The following is a 22,529-nucleotide window of genomic DNA, read 5'->3' on the forward strand; positions in this document are numbered from 1 at the left end:
AGCTGAGCCCCACGGAATAAGAAAGACATCGGTTGCCCCCTCGACAAACAGGTAAGTAGACCGCGTGTTCACATTAAAGGCGGCTTCGTGTTCGGCGCATCTCCACGCGAGAGGACAACATGCTGGCCATTCATTGGAAAGGGCGCTCTCGCGAAACGTACTTCCAGTGGACCGCCTCGAAGTCCTGTTCGATGGCCTGCGTTTTCAAGCCAGGAGAGTGCAGGCGAAGGCGGTTCGTGTGCGGATAGGCCTGTTAATAAGAGATGGAGTGCATAATGAACTCTCATCGCTTATCGATGGATGGATGACCTGCAATTTCCTTTACCTTCATTAAAGCGTAGGAAACTTCAGATTAGAACGTATATGAGGATTTTCCGAGTGACGAGGGACCGTCACCTGCGAAGTTATGTGCGGTAAGGAACATTCATTAAACGACTAAGGATGTGTCAGAAGATCCTCCCATATCGGAGGCAATCCGGTTGAGCGATGCGTTGCCCCACTACGCGAAGTCAATAGTCCCAATCCGGTTCGTCACAGGCGGGCAGCACCTTGAGTAATTGCCTTGCCAGCGCTTCTATGTTGTATGCGCCCGCGACCATCGGCACGAACCAGTAGACATAGCGCTCAATCTGGCGCCTCGTCGAGAAGACTTCGAACGACGTCGAGCCGACTAGCGAGACCAGTTTGCGCGCCGCTTCAAGCGCCTTGTTGGTGAGTGGGTCTCCGCAATATGCGGGTGGCAGGCCATCGATGTACTTCGCGATCAGATACAGTTCCGTCAGATTCCCGTAGGCCCACGCACGATCGCTTCGCTCGCCATGATCCGCATCGTTGAGCGATTGCACGTGAGCGCTCAACCAGATCGATGTCATATCCTGCTCGGGCTGATCGAGTGGCATTGGCAGGCGGTCAAGATATTGCAGAAGAAGCGTCAGCGAAAGAAATTGAACCAGTTGCGAAGGGCCTTTACGCTGCTTCAGGTAGCTTGACCAATAGTGGTTTCTCGATGTTTCGAGCTTGCTGATCAGTTGCATGCCCTCGTTCGAACTGGAATCGAGTTTGGCTTGTTGCGTCGAGTGGTAAATCATCTGCGCTTCGCGCTTTTCGGTGCTTGCCAGTAGTTCGAGAATGCGTGCCTCCTGTTCGGGATGCTCGTCGATCGCCAGTTTCAGGCGGGCCTTTGCCTCGCTCACCTGCTGTTGTGCTCTGGCCAGCGTGTCGCGCGGTGCGTGGTTCTCGACGCTGGAGGCAGTTGGCGGAAGTTGCGATTCCGAGGTCAGAAAAGCGCTCATCGCGCGGTCGGCCATGTTCAGCGCAATCGAGATGCAGTCCATCGACTGCTGGATGCGTGCGTCCACCAGCTGTTCGTCGAAATTGGGTGGCAAGGATGCGTACGCGACGATACTCGCCCAGTCGTGCTTGTCCTTGAAGTACGAATGCAGCCGTCTGCGCATGCCGACAACCAGCTTGCGCGGGTCTTCTCCCCACAGCAGGCCCTCGTACATGTCCTTCACGAACACCACCGAGCCGCCGAACGACAGCGGATACTGGCTCGCGATCACGAGCGGGACGCCGGCCTCGTGCAGCGCGTGGGCGATGCTTGCGCCAACACCCGTCACCGAGCCGACGTTGCCGGCGTTACAACTTGCGAGCGTCACGACGGCAGGGCGTGTGAACCGGCCCGGCTGGCTATGACGCGGTGTGCGCAAGATGGTCGCCAGACGGTCGCCGGAAATCGCTTCCACGCCGTCAGGATGCCGGTCGGAATGAAACGCGAGACCGAAGCGGCTGTCATAGGGCGTGTTAGTTTGAACCCCGTGCGCGAGAATGTGCACATGCGTATAGTCGTTTTTCGCGCAGGCATCTTCGAGGCTCTCGGCAGATGCATTCGGCAATACCGAAAGCCGGCCACCGATGATTTTCAGGCGTTTTTCGTCGTCGTAGTCATCGGAGAGCGCGAGCCATGGCGTCAGCGCCTCGCGCAACGCCAGCAGATGCGCTTCGGCAGGTACCGCTTCCATGTCGGGCGGCGATGCGAAGGCGAACAGAATACGTGGCTTGCGCGGCCAGCGAACGTATTCCTGAGCAACCCGCCGTGTTTCGCGCGTAATGCAGATGGGCTGCTGGGTCTGCAGCGAAAGCGCTTGCCCCTCGCCGGGGAAGCCATTGGGAGCGGTCGCTAGTTCAAAGGGAAGCAGGGCGAGTTCCGACGCGGAAATGATCAGCCGCAAATGCGTGACCTGCTCGGCAGTGTCGCCGTCGCTTGTGCCCGTTCTTTGCCGGTTGAGATCGGCGGTCAGGCCGGGAATCTCTCCAAGCAGCTGGCCCAGCACCCGTGCGGTATCCCCCATCTGGAATTCACGCGCTTCGGGCCCGAGCTGATAGCTCAACGCGCGCAGCCGATAGAGCATCTGGTTGTGTTCGAACGGGACGTGCAACGTGACGGCGCTATGGTTTTCGCACAGCGCGATGTATTCGGTAAGGGGCGACAGCAACTGGTTATGAGGCGGCCCGTGACGCAGCAATTCGAGTGTAATTTTGCGCATCATCGAATCTCCATGCAGCTTGCCGGCAGGTCCGCGTCGAGTTCTGTTTTATCGTCGATGGTTTTTACGTGGCGAAGCTCCGCTTTGACACTGTCCGCTGCATCTCGCCATACAACCACGACCGTGCAGGACTTGATGACCAGATCGTGTGCGTCGTCGAGATCAGCCATGGTGCCGCGCTTGAGCGCCGCGAAGACTTGCGCGAACTGTTGCGGATCGGCACGGACCTCGGCCTTGATGCGGATCAACCGCGCCCATGTGCCGCTGTTGAAATAACAGCCGCGTCCATTTCTGCGGCGAATCGCGCGTTCCAGATGGGTATGACCGGCTATGACGACATCGATGTCCGGAGACACCTCGGCATCGAGCTGCACCGCGGTGTCGTCGCGCTCGCCAATGTCGAAGCTGCGATCACGGTCGAGGGTTTCGAGCGCCTCGCGCAAGACCTCGCTGGTCGATTCCTTTCGAGACCATTTGACCAGCGCGCCGAAGGCGTCGAGCTGGATGCCCTCGACGCCGGCAACGAGGTCGGCGGCGGTGACGCCACGGCGCGCGCGATCATCGGCCATAAGCAACAGCTCGTGTGCCTGAAGCGCGGCCTGCTGCGACCTCACGGCCGCGGCGACGGGCGCGCGTGCGGTGTCGGTCGTTGATGGCGCGGCTCCGTCTTCCGCCTCGGTTGCGCCCAGCATTCCGTCGGGTTTGCGCACGCCAGCCCATAAGCGTGTCAGTGCGACGGCCGCCAGTTTCTTCGCCCGGTCGAGCTCCCCGACCAGTTGTGGCGCGCATGCCGCGAGCGTCGGCGCCACAGCCGCCTGTTCCGGTTTCAGCAGATCGACGAAGGGGTACTCGCGCTTCACCGGGTTCATCACGTCGATCACCATCTTGCTGCCAGCATTCGGAATCCACGGCTCGACTGCCCGGCCGATCTGCACATCGCGTGCTATTTCGCGAATCTTTTCGAAGTTCGCCGGATTCCAGCGATCGACCTCGTTGCCATGCAAACAGAGAACCGAGCGCCCACCGACGCTGCACAGCACACCGGCGCCGTCGAAAACCAGATACAGGCGCGAGTGCGCGCCGGGCGCCGCCGACTGTCCTCCCGTCAGAATTTGCACGAGGCGCTCGCGCACCCAGGGCAGCGCCAGTTCGAGATCGTGATTGCCGAGATTGACGATCAGCCGCCGCCGTTCCTTGCCGAGAAAATAGGGAAAGGCCTCGAAGACGGCACGAAACGTGTCGTCCTTGAGGGCGATACGTTCGAGCTTCTGGATGGCGCCGTGTGGGTCGAAATAAGTCGCGTTTTCTTCGGCGAGAAAATCGACGAAATCTCCATTGATGACGAGCGCCACTTCATCGCCGGGATCCTGATCGGCAAGCAGCCGGATGAGTCCCGCCAGCTCATTGCTCGAGCCGAAAATCTGGAATCCTGGCGGCCCCCCAAGGTGGAGATCTGAAATGACGTAGAGCCTGTCGACGTGGTGGATCGGCTGCACGGCAGTCTTCTCCATGATCAGATCCCGGGTTGCGGGGAAAGCAGATTTCGCACGGCGTGGCCGGGGGGGGGCACTTTCGGCATGCCAGATGTACCGTAGACGATCAGGAAGGGTCGTATTCGAATGATCGTGCTGACATACAGCGCTCACGTGCTCTCATAACATAGTTGAGGCAAGGTTCTTTTGCCGATCTTTCGCACACGGAAACCAGGCATCATGACTACGTTGAAATCAATTCAACTGCTTGATGTACTTATGTTTTTTAAATGAATGATTTCGTGTGCCTGACGTTTGGCGCTTTTAGAAATACGTCAAGCGTCTCGTCTTGCATATAGGCGGTACTGTGCGTTACCGCACATAACGAGGTAAGAAGAATGTCCGACGCTAGCTCACTGACGAACATCGACATAGGCATGTTCGCGTTCGCGGCTTCATCGTGAGAAGCTGGTGAGAGGCATGATAAAGAACTCCGCACTGAATAAAAGTGCGTGTCTCAGGGTTCTTTGGCCGGCATGTGTTGCCACCCTAAAGAAGACGCCTAAAAATAGTACGGAGTCTCGGCTGAACTGGACGAGCCGACCCGTGACGCGCTGAAGGCCGCCACGCCTTGATTCAGGTCGATAAAAGTTACTCGTAAAAAAGACAGCGTTGCAGGCCGCGCGAATCCACGAAACCCGCAATGCGTTCACAGTCCCGCTGAGCTTAGTGGCCGCCGCTCGCGCGTCCAATCGAATCGAGTTCGGCGAGCGCGGCATCGCTGAGGCGCAGCTGCGCGGCCTGCATGTTTTCGCGCAGATGTGCGACCGATGAAGTGCCGGGGATCAGCAGAATATTCGGCGACCGATGCAAAAGCCACGCGAGCGCGACCTGCATCGACGTCGCGTTCAACGTACGCGCGAGGTCCGACAACGCCGACGATTGAATCGGCGTAAAGCCGCCGAGCGGAAAGAACGGCACATACGCAATACCTTGCGCGGCCAGTTGATCGACGAGCGCATCGTCTTCGCGCTGCACGAGGTTGTAGTGATTCTGCACGCAGACGATCGGCACGATGCGCTGCGCTTCAGCAATCTGCGTGGCCGTCACGTTGCTCAGGCCGATGTGCTTCACGAGCCCTTCACGCTGCAATTCCGCCAGTGCGACGACCTGCTCCTCGATCGATCCTTCCGCCGGGCTGTGGATGTTTCCCATCACGCGAATGTTCACGATATCGAGCACGTCGAGGCCGAGGTTGCGAAGATTGTCGTGCACGCCGCGCCGCAGGTCTTCCGGCTCGCGCGCGGAAAGCCATGAACCGTCGTCGCCGCGAACGGCGCCCAGCTTGGTGACGATAGTCAGGTCATCAGGATAAGGGTGCAGCGCCTCGCGAATGATCTGGTTGGTGATGTGCGGGCCGTAGAAGTCGCTGGTGTCGATGTGATTGACGCCGGAGGCGACGGCCTCGCGCAAGACAGCGAGACTCGCGTCGTGGTCTTTCGGCGGCCCGAATACACCGGGGCCGGCCAGTTGCATTGCGCCGTAGCCCATGCGGCGAACGGGACGGCCGGCTAGCGGGAAGGTGTCGGTGGAATTGAAGTTCGGCATTGCGCGCTCCCTGGTTGTCGATGAGCCACAGTGTGCTCGGATTGCGCTGTTGAATAAACCCATCTAAAGTGTACGGGCTGTTGAAAATCTTGAACAATGGCCCTTTATGGAACTGAACGACCTTGCCGCCTTCGTGTCGGTGGCGCGCGCGGGCGGCTTCCGCGACGCGGCGCGCATGAGCGGCGTCTCCGCATCGAGCCTGAGCATCGCCGTGCGCCGACTCGAAACGAAGCTCGGCCTGCGGCTGCTCAACCGCACCACGCGCAGCGTCGCGCCCACGGAAGCGGGGCAGCGGCTGATCGAAAAGCTCACGCCGCTCTTCAGCGAAATGGAAGCGGCGCTCGACGTCCTCAACGTGTTCCGCGACAAGCCGAGCGGCACGCTCAAGCTCAACGTGCCGTCTAGCGCCGCGCGCATCGTGCTGCCGTCCGTCATCGCGCCATTCCTGAAAACGTATCCCGACATTCGCGTCGAGGTCGTAGTCGAAGATGGTTTTACCGATGTGCTGTCGATTGGTTGCGATGCGGGCATTCGCTACGAAGAGCGGCTCGAGCAGGACATGATCGCGATTCCCATCGGCCCGCGCGTGCAGCGTTTCGCGACGGCGGCGACGCCCGATTACCTCGATGCATATGGCAGGCCCGAGCATCCGCGCGACCTGCTCGATCATGCGTGCCTGCGCGGGCAGTTCGCCGGCGGCGCGATGCCGACTTGGGATTTCGAGCGCGACGGCGACGTGGTGCGGCTCGATCCGTCGGGGCCGCTCGTGGTCAGGCCGGGCGCGGCCATCGAGCTTGCCGTCAGCGCCGCGCTGGCGGGCGTCGGCGTAATTCACCTGTTCGAAGGGATGCTGCGGCAGCATCTGGACAGCGGCGCGCTGGAGCCGATTCTCGAACCGTGGTGGCAGCCATTTTCCGGGCCGTTTCTCTACTATCCGGGGCGGCGTCATTTGCCCGCGCCTTTGCGCGCATTCGTCGATTTCCTCAAGGCGCAGGGTTCGGCCGATGCGTTGACTGCGCGCTGAGGCTAAAGTGTCCCCTTCGGGCCGCTCGCGACCCAACCGCTTATCTGTCACCCGAATTCGAATTCACCGAGGTTCAAGGCCATGAAAAAGCTGCTGAACGATCCGTCGCGTGTCGTGCGCGAATGGCTTCACGTCCTTGATGGAAGCGCCTTTCAGCCTGTCGACCTGTCCATCGTCCCGACGTTTTCCGCTTCTCGTTGGACTCGTATAGGACACGGAAATGGGAACAATCTCGAAGTATGTCGCCCGCAACGGCGAAGTTAGCTTTCAGGCGAAGGTAAGGCGGAAGGGTTACAAGTCGCAATCGAAGTCGTTCGTCGAGCGCAAGGACGCTCAGAAATGGGTCAGGGCGATCGAGGCCGCGATGGACAGGGGCGAACAGGTCGAAGCCGCGCGACCGGGTTCGACTTTGACTCTCGCCGATCTTCTTCGACAGCGCGCGAAAGATGAAGACAAGCGAAGAGGCGGTTACATCGAACGGATGCACATAACGAAGTGGCTGACCAAGGATGAATACCGCGACTGGCGCTCGACACCGCTCGACAAGCTGGACGTTCAATCGCTCGTATGGTTTCGCGATCACGAGACGGCACGCGGCATTGCACCTTCAACCGTTGCGCGTTTGATGACGCTGGTTCAGTCGACCATCAACGCCGCGCGTCATGACGGTGCGATGGTCGCGGAAATCAAACTGAAGCGTCCGAAGAATGCGCCGCATCGCGACCGCGTGCTGAAGCCTGAAGAGGAAGTTGTGTTGTTGTCGAATGCGAACTCAACCTTGCGCCGTGCGATCGTGTTCGCGCTCGAAACGGCGTGTCGACAGGGGGAGATAGCGCGGCTTCAGTACGCTGACCTTGATCTAGCCGCGCGCGTCGCAAGGTTGCATGTCACGAAGACCGGGATACCGCGTGACGTTCCGCTGTCGAGCCGCGCAATCGAAGCAATCGGACCGACGGAGAACAGAATAGGGCTTGTCTTTGGATACCCAAACTCGCAAACCATCTGTCATTCGTTTCGCTGGTTGTGCAAGAAGTCGAAGGTCCGCAATTTGCGCTTTCACGATCTTCGTCACACGTGCCTGACGCGTCTCGCCGCGAAAGGGTTGAGTACCGTTGTCTTGCAACGCGTCAGCGGACACAAGACGCTGTCCCAGCTTCAGCGGTACGTGAACCTTCGAGCGACCGACGTGGCGGAAATGCTGGGGTGATTGTCTGATACACGTCGCGCGGCCTGTGTCGACCTTGACCGGCCGCGCTGTAACAGCCCTATGCGGGCGATAGCCGACTTAAATCCTCTCCCACTCGATCCAGTTTCAGCCCGTCGTACAATGTGCGCGACGTACCGCACAACAACATGAAGAGGGCAAAATGGATCGTGACGCAATCATGGGCGCAATGCCCAGCGGTGATGAATTCCAAGCCGCGCCGGAGTACGGGAAGAAAAAGATTGTCGAAGACTTTATCGGCACAATTCTCGACGCACTGAATCAGGAAGGTCGCGAGCCGGACCGCTGGGAAGCGGAGCACATAGCGTCCACACTCGGTTTGGTTCTGGTGGGCTGGTATCACGCTGCGACTGTGAAGGCCGAATTGACGCTCACGCCTTCCGATGAGCGGGCGAACCCTGAGACGTGGGTTAGGGGAGATGACACCGCGACCGCTCGCGCACTTCGGGACGGGCTGGAACGCGTAAGCGGTGTACCCGCCAGAAACTTCTAACTACAAGGTCCGGGGACATGGCTGATATCAGTATCGCAATCGTCGGTCTGCTAGGCGTAGTCGCTGGCGGATACTTCAACAACTTTCTGGCTGAAGACTACAAACGCTTTCGGGATAGCCAAGCGTTAGCCGGTGCGCTCGCTGGTGAACTGGAAGCGCACGGTGAAGCCATTCCGTTGCTGCAAAAGTCGCTTCCTATACTTAGTGATATGGCAGGTAGAGGATTGCAATTGAATATGCCGGAAAGCGAAAAACCTAACAGCCCAATCTTCGAGGAGAACGCGGGTAAGATCGGCGCGCTTGGTCCTGAGTTGGCGAGGGAAGTGGCCTATGTCTACGAGAATATCAACGCTTTCCGCGCGGGAATGCACCAAGTATCAAAAGTTCATAAAGACATGGAGCCTCATTGGAACCACGCCATGCTCAAAGGGTGTCTTGAACGAATCGAAGGTGCGCAAGCGCGCGGCGAACCATTGATCGGACTTTTGAAGGCGCACGCGAAAGCTTCTTATTGGTGGCGTCTTGCAACGATCAAACAAATCGTTTTCGCTACTGTCTTGTTTGTTGGCTTTCTCGTGGCCATGATGGTCTTTTCTCAACGGTCGCAAGAAAACACCAACTGTACAACTGTGTTCGACCATGCGAAGGGTGTACTGACGACCATTTGCAAGTAGGTGAATCTCCGCCCGCGTCCAACGATGGGCGGGGACATTGCCGCGCGTGGCGCCAACTGCCGGGTTTAGGCGGTTGAGTTCAGACCGGGCCGTTAGTGAAGGCTTTGCGGCTGACGACTTTCGCGACGCTCTTCCCCCAAAAATTCGCCCTGTGTGGCTCGTTTGCGTTGCGCTCGCGCCTCTTCCTGTATCCGCCGTCGCCATACTCGCAACGTTTCACTGACGCGTCAGCAATCGCGGCTTCGAGTTCGGCCTGATTGAATTTCGCTGGTCTCATTTTCTGTTCACGGGCAGGACGAAGGACAACATGCGATGAAGAAGCGACATGTCGTTCGATTGCTTCATCGTTGCGCGTTCCCGTTCTTCAGCTTCAGCGCGTGATTCAGTTTCGTCGAACTGTTCGGTGAAGGCCGAACGATGCGTCGACAGTTCGAGCGTTTCGCGATTGTTGCCGAACCCGTTCATCCATGCCGTTCCGATACCGCGCGCACGTGCTAGATGACCCTTGCCGATTGCGGTCGAGCGTTGCCGGGCGATCGCTTGCGGCTTGTCAAAGAATCCCTTCGTGTCGCGAGTCGAGCCGGGCGGCGCGCTTACGGCTTGCTGGATCGGTTCGTCGAACGTCACCGTGTCGACAGCACCATCGTTCACAGGGTCGGCCGCGACCGCATTCGATTCTTTGCCCTTGCCGCGCGTTTTCCGGGCCGTGGCGGGCTTCGTCTCTTCCGCTTGTGGCGAGACGTCGAAAAACGTTGCTGGGGCCGTGGCGGCTTGTTCCTTGGGCTTTTTGCTGAAGGCTTTAGGCATGGTGTCTATTCTCCGTCGTATTCGTCGATAGTGCCGTCGAGATAGGCGACCATGAGTTCAGTCACGAATCGTTCGCAGGGCTTTTGTGCAGCCGGAGCGGGCCAATTGCCGGACAGAAACGCATAGATCGCGAGAATGTCGCGCGCCGACAGCGCGTCAATCAGTTCTCGCCATGCGGGCGGCGCGTTGTCGTATGCCTGACCGGGAATCCAAGAGCCTTCGCCGTCTTCCTGAAAGCACAGGATCAGCGTCATCAACTGTCGCACTGCGAGCGGGTCGCGGCCTTGTTCGTGCTTCAGGAACGCGGGCCAGTCGCGCAACGGCTGAACGCTTCGGATCGCGATCGACCATTGATCGTCAGCCGGATACATGGCCGTGTACGCCGTCCAGTCGAGAACGCGCCGCGTATGGTGCGGTTCGTTGTCCGGATGCATACGATAGAAGTCCGCAAGTCCGATCGGCACGCCAGCGCGCTTCAGTTCGATTGCGATCCGTCGATACGCCGGGCCTTCGCCGAACTCCGCTTCGATTTGCCGGAACAGTTCATCGAGTTCGGCCTTGCTACGTTTGATGATCTTCGCCATTGCCGCGCCTTCAGTGTTTCGTTCCGTTGTCGGTCGACTTCTGCTTCTTCACCAGCTTGTCGAAGTCCGACAGTGCAGTGTCGATCAGGATCGAACCGTTCTCGCCGATCTTCATGATTCCGCGTAGCAGGTTCAGCCGGTCGATTGCCTGAAGCTTCACGGTGTCGCGCACGTTCGGGTGTTTCAGCATTGCGAGTAACGCGTGTAGCGCGTGGGAACCGTCCGATTGCCAAAGGTCTTCGGGATCGGCGTTAAGAATTCCCTGTTCGACGCGCGCGGTGACCCACGGGTTCGTATCGAGTGCGAGTGCGAGCGAACTTAGGTTCGACATGTCGATCCGGTTCGCGATCATCTTGAACGCCTGAATACATGCGTGTTCCGACGGGACGCCGTTCACCTTCAGTTCGACGTATCGCGTGAAGGCCGGGCTGAACCGTTCTGCGTACGCCGGGTCGGCAAAGTCGCAAGGGTCGAGTGTGAGGATTTCGCTTTTCATGGTTTTGCGGTCGACAATTACTAAGTTATCCGAATTGTACTTTGTAAGCACGGTCCTGTGTTGCGCGTCAAGCCTTGCTTCGTGGATTCGGGATTAGGGCGGGAGGAAACGAAAGCGCCGTGGTCAACCGCCTGATAAAGGCGACTGAGGCCACTTGTTTATTGGGGTTTGGGGTGGCGTTGGACACTCGCCGGTCGTTCGTGTCCGGTATTGGGCCAGGGCGACGCTGCGTCGTTGCTGATGGTCGACGCGATAGGAAGGCCGTAGAGCGGTTTCCAGCGGGTCGGATGATGCGATAGTCGAGAGAAGGGCTTCGAGCCGCGCCTATGGGCTGGATTCGAGCCGGACGCTATGTTGCGGGTATAGCCGCGCGTCGCTGTTTGCTGGTGGATCGCCGCGACGGCGCTTTGATGGTTTGGCAACGATTGAGACAAGTTTCGAACCCTGCCGCAAGCTGTCTCAAATTTTTGTCTCAATTGCGAATCGACGGCAGCCTTACCCAGTAAGCCTCTATCCTTCTTTTTATCTATTTGAGACAAAGAGACAAAGAGACAAGAGATATATAAAGGCCGTAGAAATTTAACTGGCCTTAAAGCGGTCGCGAACGCGTTTGTCTCTTTTGTCTTTTTGTCTCAAATCCTGCGGCGCCTTTGTTTATAAGGCTGCGCCCGGGACACGAGTTTTTGTCTCTTTTCGAATCCGGCTGCTGCGGCAGCATTCAGGCGGCAGAATCGACCGTTTAGCATCCTGCCGTGCGGCAGTCGGCAGCGTACCGGCAGCGAAAGAACAAACAAAAACGGCCCGCCAAATAGCGAGCCGCGATCATAGAACGTTAGTCCGGCAGTCGATCAGAACCCGCCGGATTGCTGGATAGCGCGCCGCCCGCTGTTCGCCTTTTGAGCGTTGATCGGGTTCCCGCGTTCGTCGACTTCAATGTCATGTTCTCCGTCATCACCGTTCGCCCTGTCGATCGCCGTCAGGAATTCATCGGCCGTATTGAACGGGAATTCGAATCCCGGAAGCTTGCCGCGCGCGATTCCGCTTTCCGACTTGGCGTTCATTCGCGTTAGCTCGCCGTCGAACCTTGCGCACTCCTTCTCAAGGTCGCGCATAAAACTTCGATCTGTCTTCAGTTGAGCGGACCCGGCGGCGTTCAGAACGGCCTTAATCATTTCGTCGCGGTCATAAAACAGGACGATTTTCCCGCTGTTGTGCTTTTTGAGCGTTCGCGGTTCAAGCGTCGACATTGCGGCGGCGAAGTACGGCCGGACGTTATCGTCTTTCATGCCGCCGCGACCGCTCTTCATTTCTTCGTGAGAGAACGCGAAGACGGACTTCGACACCTGTCGAACCATGTCGCGATAGCCGTCGATCCCGTGGACGTCGAGCCACGCCCGCGCTTCAGCGAGCAATTGCCAAAGGTCGGTCTTCAGGCTATCGACGTTCGCTTTGAAGTCTTCGCGCCAGCATTGCTTTCCGTTGCGGTCGTCAAGCTGTCCGCAAAACATCGGATAGAAGCGCCGGTTCCCGGTATCGTCGCGAAGCAAACCTTCGTACTTGTTCGCGTCCATCACCGTAATCCACTGGCGCGGCACGGTGAGATTTCCCTCGAACTTGTACGAAAAGCGGTCGCTTGTTCTCGTGACGAAATCTTTCACGCGCGACAGGTCAGCTTTCGAAAAGCCGGTCATTTCGCCAACGGCGGCACAAATTGAAACTCCCGTGATTTCGCGAAGAAAGTTCGTCTTGTCCGCACCCAAATCAAGCTGGACCGAGTCGGCTTCAGCGTCGCCCGTGATAAGCCTCGAAACCAGCTTTCCGAAGTATGACTTCCCGCAATTTTGCGCACCCACGAGCGTCAAAATTATCGGCGCCTCTTCGCCCGGATGCATAAGCCGCGTGTACAGCGAGAGCCAGAAATACATTCCGAAGTCGCGGTTCAGTTCAGTGTCGCGCGACTCGAACATGTTCACCAGCGCATGCGGCATGCGAACGACACCGTCCCATTGCGGGATCAGCGAGTCGACGCGTTCGGTAAGGTCGTTCCAGCGGTGACGAAGTGCATAGATGCGAACCGCTTCGAGAATTTCCTTTACCTTCAGTTCGCGAAGGCCGACGGCGTTAAACGCGTTCAGGAAGTCGAGACCATCATAGAAATCGTCAAGGATCACGCCGCGATGGTCGACGATGCGGCCGATAAATTGGTTGAAGTGCGGCTTGTTCTTACCGGCGTCTTTGAACAGGTAGTCGAGAACCGCAACCTTGTTCGTATCGGTCGCTTTCGGAACGGCGATAAACATGTCGCCGATCCTTTTCTTGGTTATATCTTCAAACTGAACTTCGCCAGCGATCGCCTTCGCGCGCTCGACGATATCGTCGATTTTCGCGGCCTGAGCGATCACGTTGGCCGATTCCTGAAGGGCAACGGCACGCGCCGCCCGGGTCCGTTCTGCGACTTCGTTCGCGGATTTGTCGAACTCTTGGGAAGCTTGCTCGAACGCTTCGACCGATTCAACATCGGAAGTATCGGCGAATCTGTTCGGCTTGACTTGGATTTCAGACATTCTCTACATTCCTAGAAGACGTTCAGGAATGCAGAAAAGCCCTTGTCAAAAGGTTGAGGCTTTGCCATAATGGACAAGCATTCCTGGACGATTGCACTCTTCTCGCCGGAACGGTCCGCCAAGACCTTCCGGCTTTTTCTTTTCTGGCGTCTGAAATTCATACTGCGGATGAAGCTGGGTGATACCTGAAGCGGGCGACTACGGAAAAGCTCGCGGCGAAGGTGAAGAGCCGCACGGTGATTGTAAAGCTTCTGACCCGAAAGATAAGGTCGAAAAAAGTAGTCGCGATTTACTCTTGAAATTTAATGTAATCACGGAAGTTACAATTATTCATCCACCCAATATTCGACCAGTCGTTTAGCTTCTTCCGTCACGCTCGTCCACTCTTCGCGAAGCATTGCGACCATGCGTTCAGCGACGGTGAGCGTGACGGCCTCAGCGCTGCCGATCCACTCCATGTCAGACGCTGACACGTATTGAGGTTCGTCGAACGTGTCGATAATGTCATAGACCGCGTCTTCATTGCACTCCGCTTCGATCATGCACGTTGCGGCTTCACCCGCTAGACCGACGTAGAATTTCCAATCGGTCGTGTCGTCTTCCGCCGGAGCCGTGAGGCCTTGCTTTGCACGTAGAGCGCGAATCGCCTTCGCCTCAGTCGATCCCGGCTCGATGTGTATCGCGCAGTTCCCCAACCATGAACGCTCGTCTTCACTAACAGATTCATTCGGCCATATCGCCGCCTGTCCTTGACCGCCGAACCGCTTCAGGATCGCAAGGTGTCCGGCTTCATGAACGGCGACGTTACGCCGCTCCCTGTCTTCAATCTGTTTTCGGTTCATGGCGACAATCATCGCGTCACCTTCACGCCACGCACGGCGGCGAACACGCGCAATTCGATGAACGCAAAGGCGCTATCAATCGGGTCCGCCAACAGGCAAGCCGCGACAGCAAAGGGAATGTTTTCGAGAAGGGTATGGATGAACATGGTTCGGGTTCCGTTTTCCAAGTTGAGGAAGGAACCCGCGCTGTTCTGGCGGGGTGCTGATAGTTTGTATGTCCGCACTCGGTCAGCCAGTGCGCGCCGCCTATAGGGTCGGTCTTTCGGGTATCGTCAGCCGGTCAGCCGTTGACGTGTTGCGGCGCCATTATCTCGACAGTTCTCGACGTTGCGCAACCCTGCCGCGAAAATTATTTTGTCGACGGAAATTCGGGAGATTACCCAACTATCCAAACATATACTGGACAAGGGTTTCAGCTTGATAGTTGGGCAAATCGCGCGATCCTAAGAAATCGGAAGGTCGATTTTGGTCGATCGTTATCGACCTGTAGTTCCGAAAAAATTTAATCGGGACTAGCGCCGTTGACCCGATACGGGACAGTCCATAGAATCGCTTTCAACGATGAACGAGAAGCACGGGTTCATCACTTCACGAAACCATTCCATATAGTACGGAGTACAAAATGAATATCAATTCTGTGTACATCACTGGCGACAATCACGAGTACGGCCCGGCCGAAGTTGCTGTCGTCCTTCCCGCGATCGTGTCGCAAGACGGTTTGACCGCGTATGCAGCGTCGAGGCTTGCTGGCTTTGATCGTATGAGCGCGGCGTGTGCGTGTTTTCACGGTGTCGAAGCCAGTCCGGAAAATCTCGCGCGCGTCGCTGAACACTTTGAAAAGGAACTGTCGCACGAGTTCGACGCGCTTTGCGGCGCCGCGACTGAAGCACTGGGCGGCGCGGTCATTCGCAACGAATGGAAACGCCTTCGTGCATCGACCGCCGTTGCGTCGCGCGATTTCGTCATGGTCTGCGCCGCCCGTCTTGAGCGTGTCGTTGCCGATTTGCCCGCGCACAAACGCGAAAAGTACGGCTCGCGGCTTGAGAGCATGAAAGCTATCAAGCGCGACGGTATTGACGAAGTGACGCGCCGCGCCGCAATTGCTGGTGAGCGCGTCGAACACGGTCGCGGCAACGGCCTGACCTTCATTCCGCAATAACAGGTGAGTCGCGATGGACACAAACACTCTTAAAAAGATCATTGCGTGTTCGCAACCCGTCGGTATCGCTGGCGGCGAAGAACGGAAAGTTACGTTCTCTTATGAGTCAATGGTCAAAGCCGCTGAACTTATCGGTTTAGAGATTGCGTCAAAGCGCGAAGTGTTCGACGACTTGCGCAAGCTGGGTTTCACTGACGCAAAGATGGACAGTGAACGTCGCATTGCCGCGCCGCTCCGGCTGGTTGTTCACATCGTGATTCCCGTCGCAAAAGAAGTTCTGTCCGATTACGAAAAGACCGAAAAATGAACCGCGTCGAAAATCATATCTACGGCGATCACTCGGTCGAGTTCATGTCGAGCCTGACCTTTCGCAAACCGTTCGTCATTGGCGCGTTCGACCTTGTCGAAGGTGTCAGCGACAAGCTTCGATTCTATGACGCGATCGTTTGCGAGCCGCGCGGCAATCGGCTTGTTCAAGCGGCTGACATTGTGCTTCACGTCGATCCGGACAGCGAAGCCGCGCGCAACCTGATTAACGTTCAGCTTTCGCCGCTTCTGTTCGATACGTACGCGGACAATCGCGGAACGGAACTCGTGTCGATCGAACTCCGGCCGCATGTCGGTTCCGCGACCGTTCTTTCGAACGGCGCCCTGACGCGTACCGTGCGACACGCTCACGATTACGAGTTTCGCTTTACCTTTTGCTGGTAACTGTCAGCATAACTAAACCACTTTCACAACTATCAAACGGAGTTTAAAACTATGGCTGACGATCTTGACAAATTCGTCCTTCAGTACAACGTAGAACTGAAGGACTCGATTGCTCGTTTGGAAAAATTGCATTCCAAGATGGACGCTGTCGAAAAGTCCGGTTCGAAGGCCGGGCAGGGTCTGAAGGTCTTCGCGCAAGGTGCCGCGTCGGAACTCGACAAGATGATTCCCGGCTTGAATAGCGTCGCGGGCGCTGTTGGGAAAATGGGCGGCGCGTTTGCCGTTGCTTCAACCGCTGTCGCCGCGCTCGGTGTCGGTATCAAGTCCGTGATGGATTTGCGCGAGCAAATGAACCAGCAACGAAGCGACAGCCTTGCAACGGGCCTGTCAGGCGTACGCACCGAAGACCTGACGCGTAAGCTGTCCGCACAGGGCGGCGGGTATGTGAGCCGCGAGAAGGCGTCTGAAGGTCTTCGTACGCTCTTCGACATGACGAACCAGTCTTATCGCAATCCGACGGACCTCGGTCTTCGCAGGAAGCTTGCGGCACTGGGGATTAATCCGGGCGTTCCGGGTTCGCCTTCGACCGCGCCGCTCGACGTTCTCGGTCAGCTTGCGACGAAAACGTCGGGAATGTCTGACGCGAATATTCAAGGTCTCGCGCGCGGAACGGGTCTCGATATCGACTGGTTGCGATCGTTCGCGAAAATGGGTCCGGGTGGTGTCAAAAACATCGGCATGAGCGAAGACGAAGTCAAAGCCTATTCGCAAGGGTCCGACGATGTCTCGAAGCTGAACAAGGATTTGCAAGAGTTCCACAATCAGGTTTCCCAATTGGAAACGACGCTGGGTGAAAAACTCATTCCGATCTTCAATACGCTGTTGGGCGGGCTGAACATGACCTTCGACCAGATGGCCGGTAAGAAGCAGCCAGGCGCGAAGAAAACGAAGATCGTCGGGTATGTCGAAGGCGTCCCGATCGAAGTCGAAGATACGAGCGCGCAAACGCCCGCCGCGAAGGAACAAGAGAAGCAGGAAGAGAAAAAGAAGCAGGACGCAGCGAACGCGGCGGCGGATAAGTCCGATCAAGCGGCGCGTCAAGGCGTTCAGACTCAGAACGAAATGGCGTTCGCGATTATGGCGTTCGGGTCTTCCGTATCGTCGTTCAATACGGGCGTCACGAACCTTAAACAGGCTTGGGCTTCTTGGGCGGGCGAAATCGGAAAGGCGGCTGGCGTCAAGGGCGCATCGGGAACCGGGCCTGTGACGCTTTCGGGTGGCGGCAAAGGTGATTGGAAATCCAGTCCGCACGCAGATTTGATTGTCGCGAGCGCGAAGGCCAATGGTATCGACCCGCAACTTATGTATGCCGTCATGATGACGGAATCGGGAGGCGTGAACGGTAAGACTTCGTCGACCGGCGCGGGCGGCTTGATGCAGGTCACGCGCGGCAATTGGAACAAGCTGGGTGGTGGTGCTGACGTAATGGACCCGGCCGCGAACATCATGGTTGGCGGCAAAATCCTTGCCGAACAGCTTCGCATCCACAAGGGCGATATGGACGCCGGTTTGCGCGGCTATAACGGTAACAGCGACCCAAACTATGTCGACAAGGTCGGGAAGTTTTATGGTGGAAATGCAAAGGGTATCGGTCAAAGCCGCGAGACCGGTATGCAAATTCCGGCCGTTCAGAAAGCGGTTGCGGATTATCTCGGCGTTCCGCTCGCTCAGATTCAGAACGGCGGGGTGAATCGTGGCGACGCGGCGTTCGCGCTTCAGCAAATCAAGGCTGGCACCAACAACAATCTCTTCAAGCTGAACAACGACCTGAAGAACCCGATGTTGAACATGCAACCGGGCGCCAAAGCCGCGCTGATGCGCCAGATTCGCGAACAGACTGCGGGCACCCAGATGCTCGACAAGTTCGGTCAAGGCGTGGTCGACAGGCAACTGAACAACGACACGCGCTCAATGACCCAAGGTCAAATGCCGATCATCACTATCACGGTGAACGGAGCCGACCATCCACAGGCGGTCGCGAAGGAAGTTCAGAACCAGTTGAATAAGGCAATGGCCGATCTTATGGCGAACTACGCCAGTGCGGAGAAGGGCTGATTAGGGCTTAGTCTCGAATATATTTTATCGGGACTAAGCCAATTGACCCGGTTCGGGACAGTACATAAAATGTTTACATCAAGGGCGGCAATCGAGCCACCCAATCAAACAGGAATCCTATTTATGTCTCAACTAACGCAAGCACATCTTAAAGCAATGTACGCGGGCAAATCGGCCGGTCTGGACGTTGCCGGAATCATCCCTTCGACGATCGGTTCGAGCCATGCGACCGCACAGGCCAAACGCGCTGCGAACGCGGGTTCGAGCCGTCGCCCGGCGAGGATCACGAAAGAGACCGGCTTCAGGGTCACGAAGTTCGTCGGTCAGGCGAGCGCGATTATCGACACGATCGCGACGGCTCAGAAAGGTCTCGATACCGTGAACGGAACGGAAATGTCGAACAGCGAGTTCGCCAAGCTGTGCGCCGAAGTTCTCGAAAAAGCGCCGCAAGCGCTTCGCCGACTTCTCAATCAGGCGGCGGAACTTCTGGCGCGCGTGCAAGGTGAACAGGCCGCAAGCCGCGACGCTGAATACGAAGCGGGCGGTTCCGGCGCGACGGGCGAAATCCCGCACGCTGGCGCCCGCGCTCAGGACACGGCCGCTGTCGTTCTCGACATGGAGCGCATGGAAGCAACGCGCAAACGCGCGAATGAATTGCTGGCCGCTCAGAACCCGGCGCGCGTTCACATGGGTCTTGCCGACGATCCTGTGACGGACCTTTCGCAACTGTTGTTCTGGAAACCGGCCGCGAATTAATCAACTGAAAGAACGCCGCGCCAGCATCGGGCGGCGAACATAACGGAGGCTTTGTGAAAACGGTTACCTTCAAAAAGATCGCGGTCAGTGTTTGCAGGTCCAAACGTGATCGAAAAGAGCGAATTCGAAACAAGCGGGTGCGTGACGATCACGAAGCGCATTCTCTTCGACGATTGAGTCGAGAGCAACGCCCGTTAAGGGTCGACGCCTGAATGAATGAACGGAACGCGCGGTACGCATTACTTGCCGGATACATTGCCCTTCGAATTGTTGTATTCGGTATGGCCGCGCTTCGATGGTTGAAGAAGAGACTTGAACAGGATACGAAATGAGTGAGAAGCCGCGAAACCATCAGCGGGGAAAATGGCTAAATCAACGCCTGAACGATGCGCGTGAAGCGTTCGAGGTTGCGTGCGAGTTTGCGCGGCTCGAACAGGAAAAGGATGTTCAACTTACCGTGCTCAAACAGGCAATGGAAACGATCGCGACGTGTGACGCGCCAGCATGGGTTTTGCGTGTCATCGCAATGCGCGCTTTGTGTGGCGTTGTTGTTCACAGCTTCGATATCGAAGCTTTCGAACTGACGGGCGAAGAGCGCGCCGAACTCGAAAAGACTGGGACGCTCAGGTACAAGGGGAAGGAGAAAGACCCGTTTGTAAAGAAGCCCGAACCCGAGGCCGCGCCAGTCAAAGCGAAGACCATGAGCATGGCGCCTAAGCTGGTCACGGCCGAACGTCTCAAGGTGCCCAAAAAGGAACGGGCTGAACGTGTTTTCGCGATCGATCCGCGCGACCAGCCGCAACGCGTGTTCAAATCACAAAGTGAGTGGGCGAACAAATGAACATCGAACTGAACCCGATCAGCCGCGAGCAGGCGGCGAAGGACTTGCGCGACATGCTGCCGTTCGTGCGCGCGGCTCTCGCGAAGGTCGCAAGCGGCGATGCTGTCGGTTTGCCGCTGCGGACAATGGCGCTTCGAGCGCTGAACGGTCAAGACGTGCGTCACGTGTCGCTCGACACTCGGAAGGCCGAAGTTAAGGGTGTTTACCCGTCCTATGACGAACTCGGTCAGCTTGATCGCATGCACGCGCGAGCCGTTCTGAGACTGCGTCGACACTGAAGAGGCACCTTCAAATGTCATCGACCGACCGTCAGGAAGAGCGCGACATGCTTTTCATGCGCTAGGTCGGGAAAGCTTCGACGATCTTCTTCAAGTCATCGGGTAGCGGCGGTAGATTGGGCTCGGCACGCGCCGATTTTGGGTCAAAGTCGATGTCCAGTTTCCACACTCGCGCATGGAAGCGTTCCTGCATCGCCGCTTCGAGTTTCGTGAAACAGGTCCGGTTGAACTTAGGATTCTGTTCGACCTGTTGCAAGAGTGAAAGGAAGAGGGAGGTGCGCCGTCCGATAAGTTCTGCACCTACGTGTTCCTCGATCTCTTCCCAAGATGCTTTACGGTTCGTGCGTCGCAGGTCAACGGTGGACTTTTGAAATTCGACCGCCGTGTCCTGATGATGCGTGAATACGAGTTTGAGTGTGGAGAATAGTTCCTCTGCGTATTTCACGTGCTTGATGGCTTCTCTTCCTGATTCACTGTCGAGTAGGAAGGACAAGCTGTCGAAATCAAATATCTCGATATCATCCATGGTCAGCAGCAAGGGTTTCACCAGCGACCATGTCGGAGTGTCCGAAAAGGCCTTTCGTTTCTCCGCGATTTCGTGCCTCACGCCAAGGCGTAACTCGCCGGTCCGGCGCTGGATGGTGCGCAGTTTGAACAGCGCTAGGTTTCCTGCCTGTAGGTTTGAATTTCGCTCCTGTATCCGGCGATGCAGCACGGCGAAGAAGAACGCAACCAGGGCGCCGAAGAGCGTGCCTAGTCCGGCCTTCAATGCGTCGAGGTACCAAGGGGATGCGCCGCCCGATACCACAATCCAGTTCGGGAATGGCGTCTGAAAAAGGAATGTCGGCAAGTGGGTGGCGGTGATAGTTGAGATGTAGTTGGGCGTGGGCAACACAGTAGCGTGCCTTCAGATGTCATCGACAGAGAGGAAGGGCGCGAACTTCTCCGGGATCACATCTAGTTGTTTTTGGAACCACTCTGTCATTTCGGTGAGGCGGTCACCATATTCGGTTCGCTCTTGGTCCGGGATCGAAACCCGTTCCAGTGAGCGCCGCACGGCTCTGAACTTCACGGCGTTCAAGTGTAGCTCTTCCAGATAATCGGCAACCGCTTTGCTAACTAGGAAGCGCGCGCCACGCGTTTGGGCCAAAAATTCGTCTAACGCAGTAAGGCTCAAGTCGCCATTGACAACAACGGATGCGGCAAAGGTCATCGCGGCTTCATGCACGGCAAAGCGCTTATCGAACCGATCCAACTTCAGCTTGTTTCGATTTATGCGTACTTGCTGCCACGCGATCCAGCCCCCCACTACCGCGATGATTGGGGATAGCGCAGCCGCCCCAACTTGCATTGCAGTTACCCAGCCCGATTGTGGATCGCACGCCATTTGATTCCCCGTTTCTGGTGTTTTCGTGTGAACATTCTGCCACTGAACATGACTGGCAGAGCACACAACAGGGGAGAGGCTTGCTATGGGTTGGGGCGGGGATGTTGCGAAAGACGTTGCGAAGGTAATTATTTCGACAGGTGCGCTCGGTGCCATTGGCTTGGTATGGCAGCATTTCTATGGCAGCACGCCGGAATCTGCCTATCAAAAAGCTTTTAATCCAATACAGCTATTGCAGTGGCAAGTGTGGTTGTGGGCGGCCATAACTGTGTTTCTCGTGGCGTTCGGCGTATCTGCCTTGCTCCGCAGACGGCCATCAGACAACGGGAGCGCGGACGACTCTGCGTCAACTTTGGAACCCAAGATCGCGATCGTTACTGGGGAGGCCGCACCATACGGAATTACTGATGTTCAAGCTGGTCAAGTGAATAGCTCCGTGAAGATCGGCATCAAGAACGCGGGCGGCAAGACGCTTTCAAACTGCAAGGTCTACATCGAGAAAATCTCACCGCAACTGAATTCTCCCGGAGGTCCGTCATTGCTGCTTGATGGGACGGGTTTTCAGTTGCGGCACAATGACCCGGAGAAGTTTATTGAGGTGGCTGCGCATTGGGGTAACAACGACAAGTTCAGATTCAGCATCCCGGCAGGGGTCGGGTTCTTTGACTCCTCGCTGTGGATGGATGATGACACGCGTCGAACCTTTGCGATTCGCGTCAACGCTACCGAATGCGAGCGCTCTGCGCTGTTCGAGATATGGGCGGACGAGTCGCGGCGGCTGCATCTCAAATTCCTCAACTACATCAATTGACGCCGCGCGCGAAGAGTGTCGACACCGAGCAGCGTCACTGCCGTTTCGAGTCCAATGGTAAAGTAGGTGTGCCCTGGGCAATCCCGCACAAGGCATACCAAGCGGAACCGTTTGGACGCGCGTTGGACTCGACATG

Annotated in this window: 23 protein-coding genes; 12 read left to right on the plus strand and 11 right to left on the minus strand. The window is 57.2% G+C overall.

What is annotated here, in order from left to right:
• Positions 1-509: 509 nt before the first annotated feature.
• From C2L64_RS37695 to C2L64_RS37705, 3 genes are all read right to left on the minus strand, one after another.
• Complete coding sequence (locus tag C2L64_RS37695; protein WP_039899680.1) at positions 510-2,549, minus strand: CHAT domain-containing protein; 2,040 nt, start codon at positions 2,547-2,549, stop codon at positions 510-512.
• A complete protein-coding gene (locus tag C2L64_RS37700; RefSeq protein WP_238554519.1) occupies positions 2,546-4,042 on the minus strand; it encodes a metallophosphoesterase in 1,497 nt (498 codons plus the stop codon). Before C2L64_RS37700 ends, C2L64_RS37695 begins: the two co-directional genes overlap by 4 nt.
• A gap of 702 nt (positions 4,043-4,744) precedes the next feature.
• Positions 4,745-5,626 (minus strand): aldo/keto reductase family oxidoreductase, encoded by an 882-nt coding sequence (locus C2L64_RS37705; protein WP_007576737.1) that lies wholly within the window; start codon positions 5,624-5,626, stop codon positions 4,745-4,747.
• 106 nt (positions 5,627-5,732) lie between these two features.
• Between C2L64_RS37705 and C2L64_RS37710 the strand changes: the two genes are divergently transcribed.
• From C2L64_RS37710 to C2L64_RS37725, 4 genes are all read left to right on the plus strand, one after another.
• Complete coding sequence (locus C2L64_RS37710; RefSeq protein ID WP_007576740.1) at positions 5,733-6,650, plus strand: LysR family transcriptional regulator; 918 nt, start codon at positions 5,733-5,735, stop codon at positions 6,648-6,650.
• 220 nt (positions 6,651-6,870) lie between these two features.
• On the plus strand, positions 6,871-7,857 hold the full coding sequence (locus C2L64_RS37715; RefSeq protein ID WP_007576741.1) for a site-specific integrase: 987 nt from the start codon (positions 6,871-6,873) through the stop codon (positions 7,855-7,857).
• Between the two features lie 160 nt (positions 7,858-8,017).
• Positions 8,018-8,368, plus strand: coding sequence for a hypothetical protein (locus C2L64_RS37720; RefSeq protein ID WP_007576743.1), 351 nt, complete (start codon positions 8,018-8,020; stop codon positions 8,366-8,368).
• 17 nt (positions 8,369-8,385) lie between these two features.
• The gene (locus tag C2L64_RS37725; protein WP_007576745.1) at positions 8,386-9,042 is read left to right on the plus strand and encodes a hypothetical protein; all 657 of its coding nucleotides are present in this window, start codon (positions 8,386-8,388) and stop codon (positions 9,040-9,042) included.
• Between the two features lie 273 nt (positions 9,043-9,315).
• Here C2L64_RS37725 and C2L64_RS37735 read toward each other — a convergent pair whose 3' ends face one another.
• The 6 genes from C2L64_RS37735 to C2L64_RS53615 form a co-directional block, all read right to left on the minus strand.
• Positions 9,316-9,849, minus strand: coding sequence for a hypothetical protein (locus tag C2L64_RS37735; RefSeq protein WP_007576750.1), 534 nt, complete (start codon positions 9,847-9,849; stop codon positions 9,316-9,318).
• Between the two features lie 5 nt (positions 9,850-9,854).
• Positions 9,855-10,433, minus strand: coding sequence for a hypothetical protein (locus C2L64_RS37740; protein WP_007576752.1), 579 nt, complete (start codon positions 10,431-10,433; stop codon positions 9,855-9,857).
• 10 nt (positions 10,434-10,443) lie between these two features.
• Positions 10,444-10,929 (minus strand): hypothetical protein, encoded by a 486-nt coding sequence (locus C2L64_RS37745; protein ID WP_007576754.1) that lies wholly within the window; start codon positions 10,927-10,929, stop codon positions 10,444-10,446.
• Between the two features lie 848 nt (positions 10,930-11,777).
• The gene (locus C2L64_RS37750) at positions 11,778-13,493 is read right to left on the minus strand and encodes a VapE domain-containing protein (protein ID WP_007576756.1); all 1,716 of its coding nucleotides are present in this window, start codon (positions 13,491-13,493) and stop codon (positions 11,778-11,780) included.
• Between the two features lie 326 nt (positions 13,494-13,819).
• Positions 13,820-14,347 carry a hypothetical protein gene (locus tag C2L64_RS37755; protein ID WP_007576758.1) on the minus strand — a complete coding sequence of 176 codons (528 nt, stop codon included), beginning with the start codon at positions 14,345-14,347 and terminating at the stop codon, positions 13,820-13,822.
• Positions 14,344-14,481, minus strand: coding sequence for a hypothetical protein (locus C2L64_RS53615; RefSeq protein ID WP_158660556.1), 138 nt, complete (start codon positions 14,479-14,481; stop codon positions 14,344-14,346). Before C2L64_RS53615 ends, C2L64_RS37755 begins: the two co-directional genes overlap by 4 nt.
• Before the next feature lie 476 nt (positions 14,482-14,957).
• Here C2L64_RS53615 and C2L64_RS37760 point away from each other — a divergent pair, with 476 nt between their 5' ends.
• From C2L64_RS37760 to C2L64_RS37790, 7 genes are all read left to right on the plus strand, one after another.
• On the plus strand, positions 14,958-15,494 hold the full coding sequence (locus C2L64_RS37760) for a hypothetical protein (protein WP_007576760.1): 537 nt from the start codon (positions 14,958-14,960) through the stop codon (positions 15,492-15,494).
• Between the two features lie 13 nt (positions 15,495-15,507).
• Positions 15,508-15,801, plus strand: a complete 294-nt coding sequence (locus tag C2L64_RS37765) for a hypothetical protein (RefSeq protein ID WP_007576764.1) — start codon at positions 15,508-15,510, stop codon at positions 15,799-15,801.
• Positions 15,798-16,205: a hypothetical protein gene (locus C2L64_RS37770; RefSeq protein ID WP_007576765.1), complete on the plus strand. Its 408-nt coding sequence runs from the start codon at positions 15,798-15,800 to the stop codon at positions 16,203-16,205. Before C2L64_RS37765 ends, C2L64_RS37770 begins: the two co-directional genes overlap by 4 nt.
• A gap of 264 nt (positions 16,206-16,469) precedes the next feature.
• Positions 16,470-18,320 (plus strand): lytic transglycosylase domain-containing protein, encoded by a 1,851-nt coding sequence (locus C2L64_RS37775; protein ID WP_158660557.1) that lies wholly within the window; start codon positions 16,470-16,472, stop codon positions 18,318-18,320.
• 123 nt (positions 18,321-18,443) lie between these two features.
• Positions 18,444-19,076: a hypothetical protein gene (locus C2L64_RS37780; protein WP_131542574.1), complete on the plus strand. Its 633-nt coding sequence runs from the start codon at positions 18,444-18,446 to the stop codon at positions 19,074-19,076.
• Between the two features lie 472 nt (positions 19,077-19,548).
• The gene (locus tag C2L64_RS37785) at positions 19,549-19,917 is read left to right on the plus strand and encodes a hypothetical protein (protein WP_131542575.1); all 369 of its coding nucleotides are present in this window, start codon (positions 19,549-19,551) and stop codon (positions 19,915-19,917) included.
• The gene (locus tag C2L64_RS37790) at positions 19,914-20,195 is read left to right on the plus strand and encodes a hypothetical protein (protein ID WP_007576770.1); all 282 of its coding nucleotides are present in this window, start codon (positions 19,914-19,916) and stop codon (positions 20,193-20,195) included. Before C2L64_RS37785 ends, C2L64_RS37790 begins: the two co-directional genes overlap by 4 nt.
• A 61-nt stretch (positions 20,196-20,256) precedes the next feature.
• On the opposite strand, the gene C2L64_RS37795 is transcribed toward C2L64_RS37790, so the two are convergent.
• Positions 20,257-21,087 (minus strand): hypothetical protein, encoded by an 831-nt coding sequence (locus C2L64_RS37795; protein ID WP_143055682.1) that lies wholly within the window; start codon positions 21,085-21,087, stop codon positions 20,257-20,259.
• 15 nt (positions 21,088-21,102) lie between these two features.
• Positions 21,103-21,582, minus strand: a complete 480-nt coding sequence (locus tag C2L64_RS37800) for a hypothetical protein (protein ID WP_007576772.1) — start codon at positions 21,580-21,582, stop codon at positions 21,103-21,105.
• An 85-nt stretch (positions 21,583-21,667) separates the two neighbouring features.
• Here C2L64_RS37800 and C2L64_RS37805 point away from each other — a divergent pair, with 85 nt between their 5' ends.
• Positions 21,668-22,393, plus strand: coding sequence for a hypothetical protein (locus tag C2L64_RS37805; protein WP_007576773.1), 726 nt, complete (start codon positions 21,668-21,670; stop codon positions 22,391-22,393).
• Positions 22,394-22,529: the final 136 nt, after the last annotated feature.

It is taken from the genome of Paraburkholderia hospita (genome assembly GCF_002902965.1).
GTDB classification, from domain to species: Bacteria; Pseudomonadota; Gammaproteobacteria; order Burkholderiales; family Burkholderiaceae; genus Paraburkholderia; species Paraburkholderia hospita.

Excerpts from the sequence above, each read along its gene's own strand:
- C2L64_RS37695 (WP_039899680.1), bottom strand. The coding sequence starts at position 2,549 with ATGATGCGCAAAATTACACTCGAATTGCTGCGTCACGGGCCGCCTCAT.
- C2L64_RS37705 (WP_007576737.1), bottom strand. The coding sequence starts at position 5,626 with ATGCCGAACTTCAATTCCACCGACACCTTCCCGCTAGCCGGCCGTCCC.
- C2L64_RS37710 (WP_007576740.1), top strand. The coding sequence starts at position 5,733 with ATGGAACTGAACGACCTTGCCGCCTTCGTGTCGGTGGCGCGCGCGGGC.
- C2L64_RS37715 (WP_007576741.1), top strand. The coding sequence starts at position 6,871 with ATGGGAACAATCTCGAAGTATGTCGCCCGCAACGGCGAAGTTAGCTTT.
- C2L64_RS37720 (WP_007576743.1), top strand. The coding sequence starts at position 8,018 with ATGGATCGTGACGCAATCATGGGCGCAATGCCCAGCGGTGATGAATTC.
- C2L64_RS37725 (WP_007576745.1), top strand. The coding sequence starts at position 8,386 with ATGGCTGATATCAGTATCGCAATCGTCGGTCTGCTAGGCGTAGTCGCT.
- C2L64_RS37735 (WP_007576750.1), bottom strand. The coding sequence starts at position 9,849 with ATGCCTAAAGCCTTCAGCAAAAAGCCCAAGGAACAAGCCGCCACGGCC.
- C2L64_RS37740 (WP_007576752.1), bottom strand. The coding sequence starts at position 10,433 with ATGGCGAAGATCATCAAACGTAGCAAGGCCGAACTCGATGAACTGTTC.
- C2L64_RS37745 (WP_007576754.1), bottom strand. The coding sequence starts at position 10,929 with ATGAAAAGCGAAATCCTCACACTCGACCCTTGCGACTTTGCCGACCCG.
- C2L64_RS37750 (WP_007576756.1), bottom strand. The coding sequence starts at position 13,493 with ATGTCTGAAATCCAAGTCAAGCCGAACAGATTCGCCGATACTTCCGAT.
- C2L64_RS37755 (WP_007576758.1), bottom strand. The coding sequence starts at position 14,347 with ATGATTGTCGCCATGAACCGAAAACAGATTGAAGACAGGGAGCGGCGT.
- C2L64_RS53615 (WP_158660556.1), bottom strand. The coding sequence starts at position 14,481 with ATGTTCATCCATACCCTTCTCGAAAACATTCCCTTTGCTGTCGCGGCT.
- C2L64_RS37760 (WP_007576760.1), top strand. The coding sequence starts at position 14,958 with ATGAATATCAATTCTGTGTACATCACTGGCGACAATCACGAGTACGGC.
- C2L64_RS37765 (WP_007576764.1), top strand. The coding sequence starts at position 15,508 with ATGGACACAAACACTCTTAAAAAGATCATTGCGTGTTCGCAACCCGTC.
- C2L64_RS37770 (WP_007576765.1), top strand. The coding sequence starts at position 15,798 with ATGAACCGCGTCGAAAATCATATCTACGGCGATCACTCGGTCGAGTTC.
- C2L64_RS37775 (WP_158660557.1), top strand. The coding sequence starts at position 16,470 with ATGGGCGGCGCGTTTGCCGTTGCTTCAACCGCTGTCGCCGCGCTCGGT.
- C2L64_RS37780 (WP_131542574.1), top strand. The coding sequence starts at position 18,444 with ATGTCTCAACTAACGCAAGCACATCTTAAAGCAATGTACGCGGGCAAA.
- C2L64_RS37785 (WP_131542575.1), top strand. The coding sequence starts at position 19,549 with ATGGAAACGATCGCGACGTGTGACGCGCCAGCATGGGTTTTGCGTGTC.
- C2L64_RS37790 (WP_007576770.1), top strand. The coding sequence starts at position 19,914 with ATGAACATCGAACTGAACCCGATCAGCCGCGAGCAGGCGGCGAAGGAC.
- C2L64_RS37800 (WP_007576772.1), bottom strand. The coding sequence starts at position 21,582 with ATGGCGTGCGATCCACAATCGGGCTGGGTAACTGCAATGCAAGTTGGG.
- C2L64_RS37805 (WP_007576773.1), top strand. The coding sequence starts at position 21,668 with ATGGGTTGGGGCGGGGATGTTGCGAAAGACGTTGCGAAGGTAATTATT.